The following is an 18475-nucleotide window of genomic DNA, read 5'->3' on the forward strand; positions in this document are numbered from 1 at the left end:
CTTAACCTAAACTCGGATTCAGAATTTAGCTATTACAGAATATTAAGCGCCTATCAATCGATAGGCTTTTTTATCACTAATCATTAATGGTTAATAAGGATTCTTTATACAAATAACCTCATAAATGAGGTGAAATAAGTTGGTTTTGGTATAAAGCTAGTAATGAAGGCAATAAGCTAAATATTGCGTTGTATTAATTAAGCCTTAATGCCTTTTCCCATCAAGCCAGCATTCTTTTTACCCTTATTGTCATAAGTCATTGAAGATCGGCTACGGTTTTCTAATAACTCATTTTGTAACCTTTCTATCGCTAACGATGACTGTTGGATGATCATTCCATTTACACTGTTGAGTTCTTTACAATGAGCCAGACAGTTTTCGATATTGGCAAAGGTTTCTGCAAACCCAGGATCTGCTAATAACGCTTGATAATTAGGGCTTTCTTTTGAGGAAGCATCAGTTGCATTAATAACCGTTAATAAGTCGGTTTTTTTATTGGATATAGCAACTAAGGCGTCTGGATCTTGCTGTTGTAAAATTTCTTTTTCTTGTAACAAAATTTGCTCTAATTGCTGAACTTGCAATAACTGTTTATTGATTATGGCTTCAAAAGCGACTCGTTCAGATTCCGGCACTGCAGACATAAATGCTTAACTCGTGTTTTGTTAATAAAATTAAATAAGATCAAATTCAAACTTAGCAATACTCGCTGCTAGTTTTTCTGGGTTTACTTTATATTCGCCGTTGCTAATTGCTTTTTTTAATTGCTCAACTTTTTTTTCATTAACGGCTTGGCCATTCCCTGCTTTTTTTTGTAATTCTGCCATTTGTTTTGCTTGTGGCGTAATTGAAACAGAGTCTTGATTCACTTTCGCTTGAGACGAAGGAGCACTTTGTTGAGCATTGTTCTGCTTAACTTGATTTTGATTTACTTTGCTATTAACAGCTGAACTGTTATTCAAGTTATTGATATTTATAGCCATTATTTATTCCTAACTGCAATCTAGATATACCTGCTAACTTTATATCGGCAGCACAGATATATACTTTAAAATAATTATAAATTAATAACTACTTTATTTATGGCTTTTACCCGTGCAGAGATAACTTTGCCTGAGCGATTGTTTTTAATACGAACTTGTTCGCCTACTGTACCATTAGAGAGGGCTGTGCCGTTTGTTTTTATTTGAAAAGAAGATGAATTTGCTAAAATAGTAACCATTTCACCTTTACAGACAATACAAACATTATTGCTATAAATTGCACTATCTTTTTGTAAATTACGTTTAACTTTGGCTCCTAGTACTTCTTCAATACTATTTAAAGTTGCTCCACGGATCTTATAATCCTCAATAAAAGTAATTTTAGTATTATCGTTATCTAAGATTGAGCCTTTATCAATATTACTGGCCGCGACTAATACAGGTTGTAATTTTGTTACTTTGACAGCTAAGTAGATATGCCAGTTAGTGGGGTCGTCACAACTTAATTTGACATTTATGTTTCTACTATTTTGATTTTCCAGTATATTTACTTTCAGATCCGAGTTACATTCGTTGATATGAATTCTAGGGTCGAGTTCAGGGTTTGAAATAGATATTTTTTGCTCTTTATTATTTTGCGACAGGTATTGTGCTTCCACGCTTGTTTTTGCTAACTTTTCTATTTCTTCGTGGCTGAATGTTTTGCAATAAACCTGTCCACTGAGTAGACAAAAAAGAGTCAACGTTGATAAAAGTGAAAGAAAAGTGATTTTTTTCATAAAATTTTGCTTCTATTTCTAGGGTAATAAGAATACTCGACTATGATTATTAAATAGGTCGAGAAAAGAAAACGTCAAAATTTTAGACATTTAATTTATGATGTAACACTTACAATCAAGAAACGTGCCTGATTTAATTCAGTTTCGTAGAGTATGGAGTTTATATGGCGGGTATTTTAGATTCAGTTAACCAACGGACACAGTTGGTCGGACAGAATAGATTAGAACTTTTATTATTTAAGCTTGTTGGGCCTCAACGTTTTGGCATAAATGTGTTTAAGGTACGTGAAGTTTTACAGTGCCCTCCGTTAACAAAAATGCCGCATCAAGACTCCTATATTAAAGGTGTTGCTCATATTCGAGGGCAAACCATTTCGGTGATCGATTTAAGTAAAGCCACCGGCGGTTATGAAATAACGGAAACAGAAAATAATTTTATTATTATTGCTGAATACAATCGTAGTGTTCAGGGTTTTTTAGTTGCAGGCGTTGAGCGTATAACAACATTAAGCTGGGCTGACATTATGCCGCCGCCGGAAGGGGCAGGGAAATCTAATTATTTAACAGCTGTCACTGAAATTGACGGTGAAATGGTGTCAATTCTTGATGTTGAAAAAATATTAAATGAAATTAGTCCCGTTTCTACAGAATTAAGCGATGACGTTGCTGATATTTCTGTAGGGCAAGACGTTGGTGATCGTGTTGTGATGATTGCTGATGATTCAACAGTTGCTCGTAACCAAGTAAAAAGGGCGCTAGAGCCGCTTGGTATTAATATGGTGTTAGCTAAAAATGGTCAAGATGCCTTAGATCAACTGCGAGCGATTAGTGCAGAGTGTGAACATAACATAAGTGAAAAGGTCGCTTTATTAATTTCTGATATTGAAATGCCAGAAATGGACGGTTACACCTTAACCGCTGAAGTAAAAAATGATGAACGCATGCGGACAATGCCTGTGATTTTGCACACCTCATTAAGTGGTGTATTTAACAATGCCATGGTTGAAAAAGTAGGTGCTGAAGATTTTATTCCTAAGTTCCACCCTGATGAATTAGCAACTGCTGTTAAAAAATGGCTACGTATGGATGATCAAGCTTGATATGTTTATTATTGAATATGTAGTTGAGGATTTATAGTGTCGACGAATCAGCTTGATGATCAAAGTTACTCTCAATTTAGAACATTTTTGGAACAACAATGCGGTATTGTATTGGGAGAGAACAAACAATACCTAGTAAAAAGCAGATTAGCGCCATTAATGACTAATTTTAAGGTTGAAACCTTAAGTGAATTAGTTACTCGTACGTTAAGCCCAACTGAGCGTCAACTAAGAGCCGCTGTTATTGATGCTATGACGACGAATGAAACGTTATGGTTTCGTGATGATTATCCTTTTAAATTATTACAAAGCCAAATATTGCCAGAACTCGCCAAAAAAAACACCCCGATAAAAATTTGGTCTGCTGCTAGTTCCTCTGGTCAAGAGCCTTATTCTATTGCTATGTCTGTTTTGGAATATCAGCAAAAAAATCCAGGAGCCTTGAGTCGTGGTGTGCAAATAATTGGTACTGATATTTCTACAACCATGTTAGAACATTGTAAATATGGGCAATACGATAGTTTGGCATTATCGCGAGGTTTATCTGCTGAGCGTAAGCGTCAGTTTTTTGAACCGGGTGAAAACGGTATGTCAAAAGTGAAAGATAATGTTAAAAAATTGGTCAGTTTTCGGCATTTAAATTTATTAAATAGTTATAGCTTAATGGGGCGATTTGATGTTGTTTTTTGCCGTAATGTTTTAATTTATTTTGCACCTGAAATTAAAGCCAAAATTATCTCACAATTCCACGGTGTGCTTAACGATCAAGGCTATTTGTTTTTAGGCGCATCAGAGTCTCTTTCTGGTCTTAGTCAAAAATATAAAATGCTCAGATGTAACCCCGGTATTATTTACCAAAAAGATTAATTCCTTTCTCTAAAATATTTCTTTGGCATAGTCCTTGTATGTGTCCTTCATATATTGTGGAGGTACACATCATGGCAATAAGTTTCGATAAAGTTTTTGGTTTGCATGAACAAGGTGTTTTGCTACGCGCAAAACGCGCGGAAGTTATTGCAAGTAATATTGCGAATGCAGACACCCCTGGCTACAAAGCTAAAGGTATGGATTTTCAAAAGGCCATGCAGCAAGCGGCAAAGATGCAACAAACAGGCATCGTTCGTACTCATGAAAAACATTTAAGTACCTCAACATCTTTAACCTCGGAAGTGAAATTTCGTACGCCAGATCAACCAGATACGGGTGATGGTAATACGGTTGATGTACAAGTGGAACGAAACTTGTATCTACAAAACTCGTTAGAGTATCAAGCAGGCATTCAATTCTTAAATGGAAAAATTAAAGGATTGAAAAAAGCGATAACAGGAGCGCAGTCATAATGAGTCTTTTTAACGTATTCGACATATCTGGCCAAGGTATGAGCGCACAATCTGTCCGCTTAAATACAACAGCCAGTAACATTGCTAATGCTGATAGTGTTAGCAGTAGCATTAATGAAACCTATCGTGCGCGCCATCCTGTTTTTGCCGCAGAGATGCAAAAAGCTGCCGCCGGTCAAGAAGGTAGTGTTGGTGTCAAAGTATTAGGGATTGTAGAAAGCGACAAACCTTTAAATATTGAGTATTCACCAAACCACCCAATGGCTGATCAAGACGGTTATATTTATAAACCTAATGTTAATGTTATTGAAGAGATGACGAATATGATTTCAGCTTCTCGTTCATATCAAACCAATGTGCAATTAGCGGAATCAGCTAAAAACATGGTGAATAAAACGTTAACTTTAGGTCAACGCTAATAAGGGCATAAATTATGGAATCAGTTAGCGGTAATAAGCCTCTCGAAGGCATGTATTGGCAAAAAGACCAAGTTAAAACGGCAGAAGAAGATAATGGCATGCTCACGCAAGAAGACTTTTTTGCGTTGTTAACGAAAGAGCTGGCTTATCAAGATCCGACCAAACCGGTTGAGAATAATGAAATGATTTCTCAAATGACGGCATTTTCTACTACTGATGGTGTCGCGCAATTAAATGAGCAATTCACCAGTTTTGCCAGTTCAATGTCGTCAAGCCAAGCATTACAAGCTTCTTCATTAGTGGGGCAAAGTGTTTTAGTGGATGAAAATACTTTTGGTATGGCGGAAGGCGAAGGAGCAAAAGGTAAATTGATAACGGATTTACCAGCCAGCAATGTAGTTATTTATGTTGAAGATTCGAAGGGGGCACTCATTCAAACAGTCCCTGTTGGTAATATTCAAGAAGGTGAGTTTACCTTTTCATGGGATGGCAATAAAAGTGATGGTGAAGCAGCCCCAGAAGGTGCATACCGTTATCGCATCGCCGGTTTAGTTGATGGGCAAGCGTCAGAATTACAAGCGATGACTTATCGTAAAGTGGATAGTGTGACTTTAGCGGGGGCTAATGGCATTGTCTTGAATTTAAACGGTGGCAGTTCAATGTCGTTAGCAGACGTTGTTGAAGTTTCCGAAGGTTAATAACGAACAGTTTAAAGAGGTGAAATTATGTCATTTAATATAGCACTGAGTGGCTTGAATGCCGCACAAAAAGACTTAGATGTTACATCGAACAATATCGCTAACGTCAATACCACGGGCTTTAAAGAATCAAGAACCGAATTTGTGGATGTTTATGCTGCATCGTTATTATCTTCGGGTAAAACCAAGGTCGGAGACGGTGTTTTAACTGCAGATGTGGCTCAGCAATTTTCTCAAGGCAGTATTCAGTTTACAAATAATGCCTTAGATTTAGCGATCACAGGTAATGGTTTTTACAGTACCGTACCAAGTATTGATAGCTTAGAACGTACTTATACTCGCTCTGGCCAATTTAAATTGAATAGTGAAAACTTTGTTGTTAACTCTCAAGGGGGACATTTATTAGGCTTTCCAGTTAACTCAGATGGTTCATCAGCATCGGTTAGTTTAAGTACGGCTGAACCAATTAGAATTCCAACAGCGTCAGGTGCACCACAAGCAACGGGAGAGGTTGATCTTCGTATGAATTTACCTGCCGGTGATGTTGCACCAGCTAATGCTCCGGGTAATTTTGATCCTGAAGATCCATCAACTTATAACCACTCTACTTCGGTAACTATTTTTGATTCGCTGGGGGACAGTCATATAATGACCTATTATTTTATCAAAGACCCAGTACAAGCGAATGAATGGACAATGTTTACGGCTGTTGATGGTACGCCAGTTGATATTCCTGATCCTGGCGGGCAATTTGAACCTGACGGTGTAACCCCAGCAACAAGTCCTGTTGCTGGTAATGTTTCGGGCAATTTAGCACCGACAGGTGTAGTGGGGGCACGATTATATTTTGATAGCTCAGGTGATTTTATTGGTCAAAATCCAGATCCGGCTTTAGGTGGTATAAGAACAGAGGCATTACAAGCCGGAATATTAACTAATGGTGCCGATCCGTTACAAACGGTATTAGTTAATTTTAATTTTGATCCATTAGGGCCTAATGCGAATGAACCAACACAATTTGCGTCTAACTTTGAGGTAACAGCATTAGACCAAGATGGCTTAGCGGTTGGTCGATTAACCGGTATTGATATTGGTGCTGATGGTTTGGTACGTGCGACATACAGTAATGGTACTTCAGAACCTCTAGCTCGTATTGCGTTGGTAAATTTTGCTAATGAGCAAGGTTTAACACAAATTGGTGGCACTTCTTGGAAAGAAAGTATTAGTTCGGGTAGCCCACTTGCAGGTGAAGCGACAACAGGGACTTTTGGTACCATTAACTCATCGGCGTTAGAGCAATCTAATGTAAATTTAACGTCAGAGCTAATCGACTTGATTTCAGCGCAACGTAATTTCCAAGCCAACTCAAGAGCCTTGGAAGTGGATAATCAATTAAACCAAACGATTTTACAAATTCGATAGTTAATTTTGCTTTTATCTTATCAACCCTAGCCAAAGTGCTAGGGTTTTTTATTTCTCCTTTACTTCAATATTTACACCTTCTTTCCTTGGCATCTTAATTGCATTTACTAATGTATTAGTCATTAATCGAGAACTGTTATGGATAAAATGCTTTACATTGCAATGAGCGGAGCTAAACAAAATATGCTCGCTTTATCTATAAATGCCAATAACTTAGCTAATGCTAAAACCACTGGTTTTAAAGCTGATTTAGCCAACGCCAGAGCAATGCAGGCATTTGGTGAAGGTTTGCCAACGCGGGTTTTTTCGATGACAGAACGTGCTAGCCAAAACTTTGACAGTGGCTCGCAATTAACAACAGGTAAGCCATTAGATGTCGCGATTGATGGTGATGGCTGGTTTGCTGTTCAGTCAGCCGATGGTTCTGAAGCTTATACACGTAATGGCCAGTTTAAGATTACTGAAGATGGTGCTTTGCAAACCAATGAAGGTGAATTAGTCATTGGTGAAGGTGGCCCGATATTTATTCCATTGCCGGTTAAAAATATTTCCATCGGCCGCAGCGGAACCATTATGGTTCAACCAGAAGGCGCACCAGCGCTGGTTCAAGAAGAAATCGGCCGTATTAAGATGGTTCGACCCGACGTAAATTCGTTAACAAAAGGCAGTGATGGTTTGTTTCGTTCTCGTGATGGGTTACCAGTAGCAGCAGACATTACAGTACAAGTTAATAGTGGTGTATTAGAGGGGAGTAATGTTAACCCCATTAATGAAATGACAGCAATGATTTCTTTGCAACGGCAGTTTGAAATGCAGTTGAAGTTAATGAAAACCGCAGAAGAAATAGACGCTAGTTCTGCGTCTTTATTACGGGCTTTCTAATGATTAACTATTTGGCTCACGGTACAAGTTTAATAAGAGGTGATTTATGAATCCTGCATTATGGATCAGTAAAACAGGCTTAGATGCACAAACGAAAGATATCGCAGTTATTTCTAATAACTTAGCGAATGCCAGTACGATTGGTTTTAAAAAAAGTCGTGCTGTATTTGAAGATCTGCTGTATCAAACGATTAATCAACCTGGTGGCAGAAGCGCGCAAGATACTGAAATGCCTTCGGGCTTAATGTTAGGTGCGGGTGCCAAAGTGGTATCAACGCAAAAAATTCATAGCCAAGGTGACATGATAACTACCGATAATTCCTTAGATTTAATGATCCAAGGTGAAGGTTTTTTTGAAATACAATTACCAGACGGAACCTCATCGTATAGCCGTAATGGCCAATTCACTATGGATGAAGAAGGTAATATGGTAACACCAGGGGCAGGTTATTTACTGCAGCCACAAATTACCATCCCACCAGATGCATTATCAATAACCATTTCGCAAGATGGCGAAGTCTCGGTGACTTTACAAGGGCAACCTGAGCCGGCTGTTGTGGGACAAATTAATACCGTCAATTTTGTTAACCCTACAGGTTTAGAGCCTATTGGTCAGAATTTATATGTGGAAACTGCCGTTAGTGGTGCGCCGCAAGAAGGTGTTCCTGGTTTAGAAGGTTTTGGCATGTTAGTACAAGGTGCTTTAGAAACTTCGAATGTTAATACCACAGAAGAATTAGTGAATTTGATAGAAAGTCAGCGAGTATATGAAATGAACTCAAAAGTTATTTCTGCTGTAGATCAAATGTTGAGTTATATCAATCAACAGTTATAGGGTTTATTAGGGGGATACAATGAAAAAGTCATTGCTAAGTATTTTAGGTATTTTTATGTTGGCAAGTTGTGCTACAACCAGCGAACATACTGAAATTTTACCCAACGATCCCGATTTTGCGCCAATTATGCCTGAACCGGAGGAGGAGTCTTTAGTACCTTCGGGTTCATTATTTAAACCTAATTACGTTAATAATATTTATTCTGACTCAAAAGCCCATCGAGTTGGCGATATTATTTCGGTGATTTTAAGTGAAAATACCCAAGCACAAAAAAATGCTAAAACTGAATTAAAAAAAGAAAACAGTAGTGCACTTTCACCGATCACGGGCCTAGGTGGCAATCCACTAACTTTTAAAGGCGATTCAATACAATTTGGTTACGATCAAGATAGTGACTTTAAAGGTGATTCTAAGTCGAATCAAAGTAACAGCTTAAACGGTAATATTTCAGTGCACGTATTACGTGTTTTACCTAACGGCAATTTGATGATCCGTGGTGAAAAGTGGTTAACATTAAATAATGGCGACGAATATATTCGTTTAACTGGCGTTATTCGTTCAAAAGATATCAGTTCAAACAATACCGTTGTTTCGAGCAAAGTGGCAAATGCTCGCATTCAATACTCTGGTACTGGCACTTTTGCTGATGTGCAAGAGCAAGGCTGGTTATCTAAATTCTTCAGTAGTTCTTGGTGGCCGATTTAATCGGTAAGGCAATAAGATGAACAATATTACTTACAACACAGGTATCTGTATAAGCCATTTCAACGGGTTATTGAAACTAAAACAGTTATTGCTTAAAGCAACGCTATTGATCGCATTATGTTTGTCTTTTCAATCGTCAGCTCAGCGCATTAAAGACTTAGTTGATGTTGCCGGTGTTCGTTCAAATCAAATTATTGGTTATGGCTTAGTTGTTGGTTTACCGGGTACCGGTGAGCAAAGTCCTTTTACAGAACAAAGTTTTAAAACTATGTTAAGCAATTTTGGCATCACTATGCCGGCTAATTTGAAACCTAAAATTAAAAATGTTGCCGCTGTCGCTGTTCATGCTGAATTACCACCATTTATTAAACCGGGTCAATCAATTGATGTGACCGTTTCATCGATGGGGAGTGCACAAAGCTTACGTGGCGGTACTTTATTACAAACCATTTTAATGGGCATTGACGGTAATGCTTATGCCATTGCGCAAGGCAGCTTAGTGGTGAGTGGTTTAGGCGCGGAAGGTTTAGATGGTTCAAAAGTATTGATGAATACACCAACGGTTGGCCGTATCGCTAATGGCGCGATGGTTGAAAGGGAAGTTATTTCTCCGTTTTCACAAGGTGATCATATTACCTTTAATTTGAGACGTTCTGATTTTACTACCGCTAAACTATTAGCTGAAACCATTAATGATTTTATTGCAGATTCTGCTAAAGCGATCGATGCTACCTCTGTACAGGTAACGGCACCAAGAGATGTAAATGATCGGGTCAGTTTTTTATCGGTTTTAGAAAATTTAGAATTTGAACCCGGCCGACCTGCGGCAAAAATTATTGTTAACTCTCGTACGGGCACCATAGTGATAGGTTCTGATGTGAGATTATTACCAGCGGCAATTACGCATGGCGGTATTACTGTTACTATTAATGAAACGCTTAATGTATCGCAACCAAATGCTTTTTCTGAAGGGGAAACGGCTACGACAACCCAATCAATTATTGATACCAAAGCTGATGATTCACGGATGTTTGTTTTTGATCCAGGTGTCACCCTAGACACACTTGTACGAGCAATCAATCAAGTAGGTGCTGCTCCGGGGGATGTCATGGCTATTTTAGAAGCCTTAGATCAAGCTGGCGCGTTGCGCGGCGAGTTGATTGTTATTTAGTGACAAGTAGGTAAATCTGATGTCTTCTCCAATTGATCAAGCACAAAACTTTTTTGATTTAAACGGGTTAAATAATATTACCTTGCAATCAAAGTCGACCGATCAGGCGTCAAAAGATGAAGCATTAACCGCAGCGGCAAAACAGTTTGAAGCGATTTTTATGCAAATGCTATTAAAAAGCATGCGCAGCGCTCAAGATGTACTTGAATCAGATAGCCCATTTAATTCTCAAACTACCAAGTTCTATCGTGACATGCATGATCAACAGTTGGCTGTTGAACTGTCAAGTAACGGTAGTTTAGGCTTGTCTGAGTTAATTGTTCGTCAGCTTGGTGGACATAATGAAAACTTTACCCCACATAGTGTGTTGCGAGCAGATGGTGAATTAACCTCTCGCACCATAGAAAGTAGCAATAAATTTGCTAATGATAATCGTCGGTTAGATAATGAAACGATGTCTTTAGAGACGTCAAAAAATCGACAAATAAAAACACCATTTCAAGATCTGATCAATTTAGCTAAAAAAGATCAGCGTTTTGAGCAACCTCAAGATTTTGTTTCAGCTTTGATAGAACCTGCCAAACAAGCCGAAAAAAGCTTAGGAGTACCTTATCAAGTTGTAATAGCACAAGCAGCATTAGAAACCGGTTGGGGCAAAAAAATTATCGTTGATAAAAATGGTGAAAGTTCGAATAACCTCTTTAATATCAAAGCTGATAAACGCTGGCAAGGCGATCATGTTACGAAAGATACCTTAGAGTTTGAACAAGGCACTATGGTAAAAAAATCAGCGCCATTTCGTGTTTATTCTTCAGTGTCAGAAAGTGTGAATGATTACATTAAGTTCCTGTCAAATAATCCTAGATATGAAGCCGCATTAGAGAAAGCTAACGATGTGGAACATTTCCTGCAAGGTATACAAAAAGCTGGCTATGCGACTGATCCTCAGTACGCAGAAAAAATACTCGGTACATTAAAACGAGTTGGCAGTTTATTAAACCGATAATCTTTTGATTACCTTGATGTGTTCTGTGATAGTTGGAGTTTTTTATGTCTATTAATTTATACCAAACTGGCGTTAGTGGTTTATTAGCCGCACAACAACAGTTGGCGACGACAGGACATAACATAGCCAATGTAAATACCGAAGGTTACAACCGCCAACGTGCTGAACAGAATGCATCTCCAGGTTTATTTAATGGTGGAAATTTTATTGGTTCGGGGACTTTTATTAATGATGTGGTTCGTATTTACGACCAGTTTTCTTATAAAGAACAATTACATAATACCAGTAAATTAGGCCAAGCGAATGCTAGTAACAGCAGCTTAGATCAACTTAATAATATTATGAGTTTTTCTGGCCAAGCCTTGTCAAATTCGATTGAACAATTTTATCAAACGGTTAATGGTATGGTGGATAATCCGAGTGATTTAGGCCTACGATCAATTACATTAAACCAAGCGAGTATATTAAGTGCTGATTTTCAAGCACTTAATAATAATTTTGGCCAATTAGAAAAAGCAGTAAATGGTGAAATTAGCCAGATTGCTGGACGAATTACCGACATTTCACAGCAATTAGCGACGATAAATTCACAAATTTTAACGAATAATGATCAAAGCGTGAAAGGTCAGCCAAATGATTTGTTAGATAAACGTGATCAATTAATTACCCAGCTTTCAGAATATACGAATGTAAATACCGTGACTGATCAAAATGGTGTTATGACGGTGATGATAGGTAATGGTTCAACCCTGGTAGCTGGGACAACCGCACTATCTGTCGGTGTAACTTCTGGCGATCCTGATCCTTTAGCAACCAAAATCAGTTTATATGGGCCAAGCAGTACGGCACAACTTAAACCTGAATCTTTGGGGGGAGCATTAGCTGGCAAGTTTGAATTTAGAGATGAGCATTTAAAGCAAGCTAGAAATGAGATAAACCGTTTAGCTATGGCTATTTCGGAAAAGCTGAACAGTATTCAAGCACAAGGTTTAGACTTAAATCAACAGCAAGGACAAGACCTTTTTACTGATATTAATAGTAATTTATTACAATCATCACGCGTGTTAACACCAAGCAGTAATGCGGGCACCTTAACAGCACAAGTGGAAATTGTTGATATTTCACTTATTTCGACTGATGAATACGAAATAACATATGACGGTAGTGACTATGTGATGACTAACCTCAATAACGGTGCCACGGAAACGCTAACGTTAACAGCAGCTAATACGTATAGTTCTAGCCAAGGATTTAATTTTGTTACTACTGGCGGGGCTGTTGCCACTGATGATTCTTTTATTATTCGCCCAGCAGAAAATAGTGCAGCTTTAATGGAGATGGTATTAACTGACGGTAAAGGATTAGCAGCAAGTTCAGCGGTACAAATTACGCCATCAGCGAATAATGTAAGTGCCGGTACTATGGCAATATCACAAGTATATGATCCAGTAAATGCCCGTGCTGATATGGACATGAGCATTGAAATACTAGAAAGTCCGCCGGGCACATTTACCTATACAGTTACTGATAATACAGGTACCACGTCAGCCCCACAGCCTTATACTCCGCCATCTCAATTGATTGATTTACCATTAACTGGGACAGCTACGTTTCAAGTGGAGTTAAAAGGCATGCCGTCAGGCTTAGCGCCTAATGCACCTGAAGTTTTTAGTTTTAATGATGGTTTTGGTGTTGGTAATGGAACTAACGCGTTAGCTTTAGCTGCCAGCCAAGAAGACGGGATTTTGAATGGGAACTCTGAAAGTTTTACTCAAAGTTTGAGTAAAACCACTAGTATTGTTGGCTCTAAAGCAAGTAGCGCGGAATTAGTCGCAAATACTGCTGAAGCATTACATACCCAAGCATTTAATCGAAACCAATCAACATCGGGTGTGAATTTGGATGAAGAGGCGGCAAATCTAATTAAATTTCAACAGGCTTATCAAGCGTCGTCACAAATTATTTCAATAGCTAATACCATTTTTGACACCTTGCTCGCAGCAGCTAGGTAGGGAGTTATTATGCGCGTTTCAACATCTCAGTTTTATCATCAAAACAGTTTGCAATTAACTAACAAGCAATCTGATGTTAATGAACAGGTAGAATACTTAACTAATGGTAAGCGCATTTTAACGGCTAAAGATGATGCGGTTAATTACAGCACATTAATAGGGTACAAAGATGAATTAAGAGGTATTGATAAATATAAACGTAATATTACCCAAGCGGAAAATCGTAATAGTTTACAAGATGTTGTTATTTCAAATGCTGAAGGGTTTATGAACCAACTAAAGCAATATTTAATTCAAGCCAATAACGGCACTTTATCAGTTACAGATCGTCAATCATTGGCGGATCTTGCTGAAGACAGTATTGCTCAATTATTAGATATCGCTAATACACAAGATGAAACTGGCAGTTATATATTTGCCGGTTTTCAAGTAGATAAGAAACCTTTTGAATTGCAGCCTGATAATAGTGTGTTATATAAAGGCGACAATGGTGTTAGAGAAATTCAAATAGCCAAAAATATCAATGTGGATTTGAACCAGACTGGTGATGATGTTTTTCAAAAAGTAGCCAATCACCAAGGAGACTTTAGCGCTAACTATATGACTAATACCTCTGGTATTTCTTTAGATAAAGCTTTGATTACTGATCGTGGAGCCTACAATTCGGTTGGTTCTCCGCCTGATTATACGTTTAGTTTTTCCTCTGCTACCGATTTAACGGTGACTGATAGTAACAATGTTACTGTTTTTACTACATCTTCTTATGTACCTGGGCAAACTATCGCCTTTAACGGAATTGAAGTTCAAGTGAGTGGCAACCCATTGCCGGGGGATGAATTTGAGTTAACACCAGAGGAAGAAATCAGTATTTTTGATACGTTAAAGGCAGCGCTTAGTTGGATGAATTCGCCTACTATTGATGGTGTTCAACATGCTGTTGATTATAAAGAAATTTTGTCACAGTTAGATAGCTCAATGAATCATTTAACGTCCCGAAGAGCAGACGCAGGTGTTAGATTGCAACTTATTGAGAGCCAAGACAATAGTCATGCCGATAGAGAAATTAGTATGGCAAAAGCACAATCTAATCTCGAAGACTTAGATATGGCAAAGGCAATATCAAATTTTGAACAGTCAAAAGTGGCGTTGCAAGCAGCACAACAATCATTTATTCAAATTAAAAATTTGTCTTTATTTAATTACCTTTAACATTTTGGCACATTTAATGCTTTCATTATGGCGTAGTGTCAAAAAATATTTATATGTGGTTCCGAATGAATGTTGTTATCGGCAATTGAACCACTACCTAAAACTAGGAGATGATAGCAATGGCTTTAGTAGTTAATAGTAATATAGCGTCGTTAAATTCACAGCGTCAGCTACAAAATTCAACTAATCAACTGTCAACAAACTTTGAGCGTTTATCTTCAGGTAAACGTGTAAATAGCGCCAAAGATGATGCAGCGGGATTACAAATATCTAACCGTTTAACAGCACAAATTAATGGTTTGAACCAAGCAACACGAAATGCCAATGATGGTGTATCTTTAGCACAAACAGCTGAAGGGGCGTTAGATGAGTATACCAATGCATTACAGCGTATGCGTACACTTTCAATTCAATCAGCGAATGGTTCAAATAGTGATGCAGATAGAACCGCGCTAGATGCTGAGTTTCAAGAATTACTTTCTGAATTAACACGTATTTCGGATCAATCGAGTTTTGCTGGTGAAACCTTACTTGATGGAACATATACGGGAAAAGATTTTCAAATTGGTGCTGATGGCGGACAAACTATCAGGCTTTCAATACCGATTGATTTTAATGCTACATCGATGTTATCAGCGGCAACTGTGGGTATTTCGAGTATTGTCAGAGCTACATCTGCGGTTGGTTTAATTGATGGTGCGTTAACGAAAGTTAACTCGACTCGTGCTGATTTAGGTGCTAAACAAAACCGCTTTAGCTCTATTATTCGAAGTAATGATAACACCGCGCAAAACTTGTCAGCTTCACGTTCTCGTATTCTTGACACCGATTATGCGGCAGAAAGTGCTTCATTAGCTCGAAGCTCGGTATTACAGCAAGCGGCTAGTTCGATGTTAGCGCAAGCTAATCAGCAGCCACAAATAGCATTATCATTATTACAGTAATAATCGTTACCAGTTATAATCTAATTAATTTTAAAGCCCTCATTCGAGGGCTTTTTTGTCTCTATAGCCAAGTAATTCAGCCTCTGTATATAAATTTAAATTATTTAATAAAAAATATTAAAGTTATTTTTACTTCTTCCGATAAAGGTTTTAAGAGGCATAAATTTTAATATATTAAGTCGTATATTAAAGCCTCATCAAATTAATATTATTAGGTGTAATACCTGGAGGTTCTCATGGCTTTAGTAGTAAACAGTAATATTCAATCATTGAATTCACAGCGTCAGCTACAAAATTCAACGAATTCATTGGCAACAAATTTTGAACGTTTATCTTCAGGTAAACGTATTAATAGCGCTAAAGATGACGCCGCCGGTTTACAAATTTCTAATCGTTTAACCGCGCAAATTAATGGTTTAAATCAAGCTTCACGTAATGCCAATGATGGTGTTTCGTTATCACAAACCGCTGAAGGTGCGTTAGACGAGTATACTAATACACTTCAACGTATGCGTACTTTAGCAGTACAATCGGCTAATGGTTCAAATAGTCAAGCAGATAGAACAGCTTTGAATGCAGAGTTCACTGAATTAGAAACCGAATTAACACGTATCTCTGATCAAACCTCATTTGCTGGAGAAAATTTATTGAATGGTACATATACCGGTAAAGATTTTCAAATTGGTGCTGACGGCGGGCAAAAAATAACAATTTCTATTACTCAAGATTTTGATGCTATTTCTATTTTGACAACAAGTACTGATATTTCTTCGGCAACAGCAGCTTCTACAGCGATAGGGTTAATTGATGATGCGTTAGTATCGGTAAATACCGTACGTGCTGATTTAGGTGCGAAACAAAACCGTTTTGCTTCTATTATTCGTAGTAATGATAATACTGCGCAAAACTTGTCTGCATCACGTTCACGTATTGAAGATACTGATTATGCTTCAGAAAGTGCTGCTTTAGCTAAAAGTTCAGTATTACAGCAGGCGGCAAGTTCAATGCTAGCGCAAGCTAATCAGCAGCCGCAAATAGCATTATCTCTTTTATAAAAAATTAAAGTTTTTATAAATAGATCCGATACAAGATTAAAGAGGCTCTTTTAGGGGGCCAATCTTAACAAGATTAGGGTATCTTCCCAGAGGAAAACATCATGGCTTTAGTAGTAAATAGTAATATTCAATCATTGAACTCACAGCGTCAGCTACAAAATTCAACTAATTCATTAGCAACTAATTTTGAGCGTTTATCATCAGGTAAACGCATTAATAGTGCTAAAGATGATGCGGCTGGTTTGCAAATTTCAAATCGTTTAACAGCGCAAATTAATGGTTTAAATCAAGCATCGCGTAACGCAAATGATGGTGTTTCTTTGGCGCAAACAGCTGAAGGGGCATTAGATGAATATACCAACACATTACAACGGATGCGTACATTAGCTGTGCAATCGGCGAATGGCTCAAACAGTCAAGCAGATAGAACGGCTTTGAATGCTGAGTTTTCTGAATTAGAATTAGAATTAACGCGTATTTCTGAACAAACATCATTTGCTGGTGAAAATTTATTGGATGGTTCATATACCGGTAAAGCTTTTCAAATTGGTGCTGATGGCGGGCAAGCAATTAGTATCAACATTACGCAAGATTTTGATGCCGCTCAGATCTTATCTACGGCCACAGTACATGTTTCATCAGCAGTAGCCGCAACCTCGGCAATTAGTTTGATTGATAATGGCTTAGTGAAAGTTAATACGGTACGAGCTGATTTAGGTGCCAAGCAAAACCGTTTTTCTTCAATTATTCGTAGTAATGATAATACCGCACAAAACTTATCAGCATCACGTTCACGTATCGAAGATACTGACTATGCATCTGAAAGTGCAGCATTAGCGAAAAGCTCAGTGTTACAACAAGCGGCGAGCTCAATGTTAGCTCAGGCTAACCAACAGCCGCAAATAGCATTATCTTTGTTATAAAAAACTATTTTAAAGCGGTTATAAATACCGCTTTAAAAATTTATTAAAGTTTTTAAGTAAAGTGTCGATAAATATTTAAGTAAGTTTTTGCAGTAGATAACTGCATAGATAGGGAAAAATCCCAGAGGCGAACATCATGGCTTTAGTCGTAAATAGTAATATTCAATCCTTGAATTCTCAACGTCAGCTGCAAAATTCAACTAATTCTTTGGCAAGCAATTTTGAACGTTTGTCGTCTGGTAAACGCATAAATAGTGCAAAGGACGATGCCGCAGGATTACAAATATCAAATCGTTTAACAGCGCAAATCAATGGCTTGAATCAAGCGTCACGTAATGCCAATGATGGTGTATCTTTGGCTCAGACGGCTGAAGGTGCGTTAGATGAGTATACTAATACGCTTCAGCGTATGCGTACTTTAGCGGTGCAATCTGCAAATGGTTCAAATAGTCAGGCAGATAGAACGGCTTTGAATGCTGAATTTACGGAATTAGAAACAGAATTGACACGTATTTCTACGCAAACCTCTTTCGCTGGCGAAAACTTATTAGACGGTAGCTATATCGATAAAGACTTCCAAATTGGTGCTGATGGCGGTCAAGTTATTACGATTTCTGTGGGGACAAACTTTGCGTCATATAGTGTATTAACTACTTCAACAATTAATGTATCTTCAGCAACAGCGGCTTCTACAGCTATTGGTTTAATTGATGACGGCTTAGTTACTGTGAATACGGTTCGTGCTGATTTAGGTGCGAAGCAAAACCGTTTTGCTTCAATTATTCGAAGTAATGATAATACAGCACAAAACTTATCAGCGTCACGTTCACGTATTGAAGACACTGATTATGCAGCAGAAAGTGCGGCATTAGCAAAAAGCTCAGTATTACAACAAGCGGCAAGTTCAATGTTAGCGCAGGCTAATCAGCAACCGCAGATAGCATTGTCATTATTGTAAGGTTAAGCGAATAATCGACAAAATAATGACACT

Annotated in this window: 20 protein-coding genes; 17 read left to right on the forward strand and 3 right to left on the reverse strand. The window is 37.9% G+C overall.

From position 1 onward, the window contains the following. Positions 1-197: 197 nt before the first annotated feature. The 3 genes from flgN to flgA form a co-directional block, all read right to left on the reverse strand. Positions 198-644, reverse strand: a complete 447-nt coding sequence (gene flgN / locus ACSLUO_RS13405) for a flagellar export chaperone FlgN (protein WP_448249181.1) — start codon at positions 642-644, stop codon at positions 198-200. Between the two features lie 30 nt (positions 645-674). Next, positions 675-983 carry a flagellar biosynthesis anti-sigma factor FlgM gene (gene flgM, locus ACSLUO_RS13410; protein WP_448249182.1) on the reverse strand — a complete coding sequence of 103 codons (309 nt, stop codon included), beginning with the start codon at positions 981-983 and terminating at the stop codon, positions 675-677. A 74-nt stretch (positions 984-1057) separates the two neighbouring features. Next, the gene (gene flgA / locus ACSLUO_RS13415; protein WP_448249183.1) at positions 1058-1762 is read right to left on the reverse strand and encodes a flagellar basal body P-ring formation chaperone FlgA; all 705 of its coding nucleotides are present in this window, start codon (positions 1760-1762) and stop codon (positions 1058-1060) included. A 164-nt stretch (positions 1763-1926) separates the two neighbouring features. Between flgA and ACSLUO_RS13420 the strand changes: the two genes are divergently transcribed. From ACSLUO_RS13420 to ACSLUO_RS13500, 17 genes are all read left to right on the forward strand, one after another. Next, positions 1927-2862, forward strand: coding sequence for a chemotaxis protein (locus tag ACSLUO_RS13420; protein WP_448249184.1), 936 nt, complete (start codon positions 1927-1929; stop codon positions 2860-2862). A gap of 36 nt (positions 2863-2898) precedes the next feature. Then, positions 2899-3729 (forward strand): CheR family methyltransferase, encoded by an 831-nt coding sequence (locus ACSLUO_RS13425; RefSeq protein ID WP_448249185.1) that lies wholly within the window; start codon positions 2899-2901, stop codon positions 3727-3729. Positions 3730-3800: 71 nt separating this feature from the next. After that, the gene (gene flgB / locus ACSLUO_RS13430; RefSeq protein WP_448249186.1) at positions 3801-4202 is read left to right on the forward strand and encodes a flagellar basal body rod protein FlgB; all 402 of its coding nucleotides are present in this window, start codon (positions 3801-3803) and stop codon (positions 4200-4202) included. Then, positions 4202-4621 carry a flagellar basal body rod protein FlgC gene (gene flgC, locus ACSLUO_RS13435; protein ID WP_448249187.1) on the forward strand — a complete coding sequence of 140 codons (420 nt, stop codon included), beginning with the start codon at positions 4202-4204 and terminating at the stop codon, positions 4619-4621. The genes flgB and flgC overlap by 1 nt, the downstream gene beginning before the upstream one ends. Positions 4622-4635: 14 nt before the next feature. Beyond that, a complete protein-coding gene (locus tag ACSLUO_RS13440) occupies positions 4636-5319 on the forward strand; it encodes an FLgD tudor-like domain-containing protein (protein WP_448249189.1) in 684 nt (227 codons plus the stop codon). A 27-nt stretch (positions 5320-5346) separates the two neighbouring features. Next, positions 5347-6741: a flagellar hook protein FlgE gene (flgE, locus tag ACSLUO_RS13445; RefSeq protein ID WP_448249191.1), complete on the forward strand. Its 1395-nt coding sequence runs from the start codon at positions 5347-5349 to the stop codon at positions 6739-6741. Positions 6742-6879: 138 nt separating this feature from the next. After that, positions 6880-7623: a flagellar basal-body rod protein FlgF gene (gene flgF / locus ACSLUO_RS13450; protein ID WP_448249193.1), complete on the forward strand. Its 744-nt coding sequence runs from the start codon at positions 6880-6882 to the stop codon at positions 7621-7623. Between the two features lie 46 nt (positions 7624-7669). Further along, positions 7670-8458: a flagellar basal-body rod protein FlgG gene (gene flgG / locus ACSLUO_RS13455; protein WP_448249195.1), complete on the forward strand. Its 789-nt coding sequence runs from the start codon at positions 7670-7672 to the stop codon at positions 8456-8458. Positions 8459-8477: 19 nt separating this feature from the next. Beyond that, positions 8478-9164, forward strand: a complete 687-nt coding sequence (flgH, locus tag ACSLUO_RS13460) for a flagellar basal body L-ring protein FlgH (protein WP_448249197.1) — start codon at positions 8478-8480, stop codon at positions 9162-9164. Between the two features lie 16 nt (positions 9165-9180). Then, positions 9181-10335 (forward strand): flagellar basal body P-ring protein FlgI, encoded by a 1155-nt coding sequence (locus ACSLUO_RS13465; RefSeq protein ID WP_448249199.1) that lies wholly within the window; start codon positions 9181-9183, stop codon positions 10333-10335. A gap of 19 nt (positions 10336-10354) precedes the next feature. Further along, on the forward strand, positions 10355-11341 hold the full coding sequence (flgJ, locus tag ACSLUO_RS13470) for a flagellar assembly peptidoglycan hydrolase FlgJ (RefSeq protein WP_448249201.1): 987 nt from the start codon (positions 10355-10357) through the stop codon (positions 11339-11341). A gap of 44 nt (positions 11342-11385) precedes the next feature. Next, positions 11386-13353, forward strand: a complete 1968-nt coding sequence (flgK, locus tag ACSLUO_RS13475) for a flagellar hook-associated protein FlgK (protein WP_448249202.1) — start codon at positions 11386-11388, stop codon at positions 13351-13353. A gap of 9 nt (positions 13354-13362) precedes the next feature. Next, positions 13363-14562 (forward strand): flagellar hook-associated protein FlgL, encoded by a 1200-nt coding sequence (flgL, locus tag ACSLUO_RS13480; RefSeq protein WP_448249204.1) that lies wholly within the window; start codon positions 13363-13365, stop codon positions 14560-14562. A 119-nt stretch (positions 14563-14681) separates the two neighbouring features. Beyond that, the gene (locus tag ACSLUO_RS13485; protein WP_448249206.1) at positions 14682-15506 is read left to right on the forward strand and encodes a flagellin N-terminal helical domain-containing protein; all 825 of its coding nucleotides are present in this window, start codon (positions 14682-14684) and stop codon (positions 15504-15506) included. A 236-nt stretch (positions 15507-15742) separates the two neighbouring features. Next, positions 15743-16561 (forward strand): flagellin N-terminal helical domain-containing protein, encoded by an 819-nt coding sequence (locus ACSLUO_RS13490; RefSeq protein WP_448249208.1) that lies wholly within the window; start codon positions 15743-15745, stop codon positions 16559-16561. 101 nt (positions 16562-16662) lie between these two features. Then, positions 16663-17484, forward strand: coding sequence for a flagellin N-terminal helical domain-containing protein (locus ACSLUO_RS13495; protein ID WP_448249210.1), 822 nt, complete (start codon positions 16663-16665; stop codon positions 17482-17484). 136 nt (positions 17485-17620) lie between these two features. Then, a complete protein-coding gene (locus tag ACSLUO_RS13500) occupies positions 17621-18442 on the forward strand; it encodes a flagellin N-terminal helical domain-containing protein (protein ID WP_448249212.1) in 822 nt (273 codons plus the stop codon). Positions 18443-18475 lie beyond the last annotated feature (33 nt).

It is taken from the genome of Thalassotalea agariperforans, from assembly GCF_053470345.1.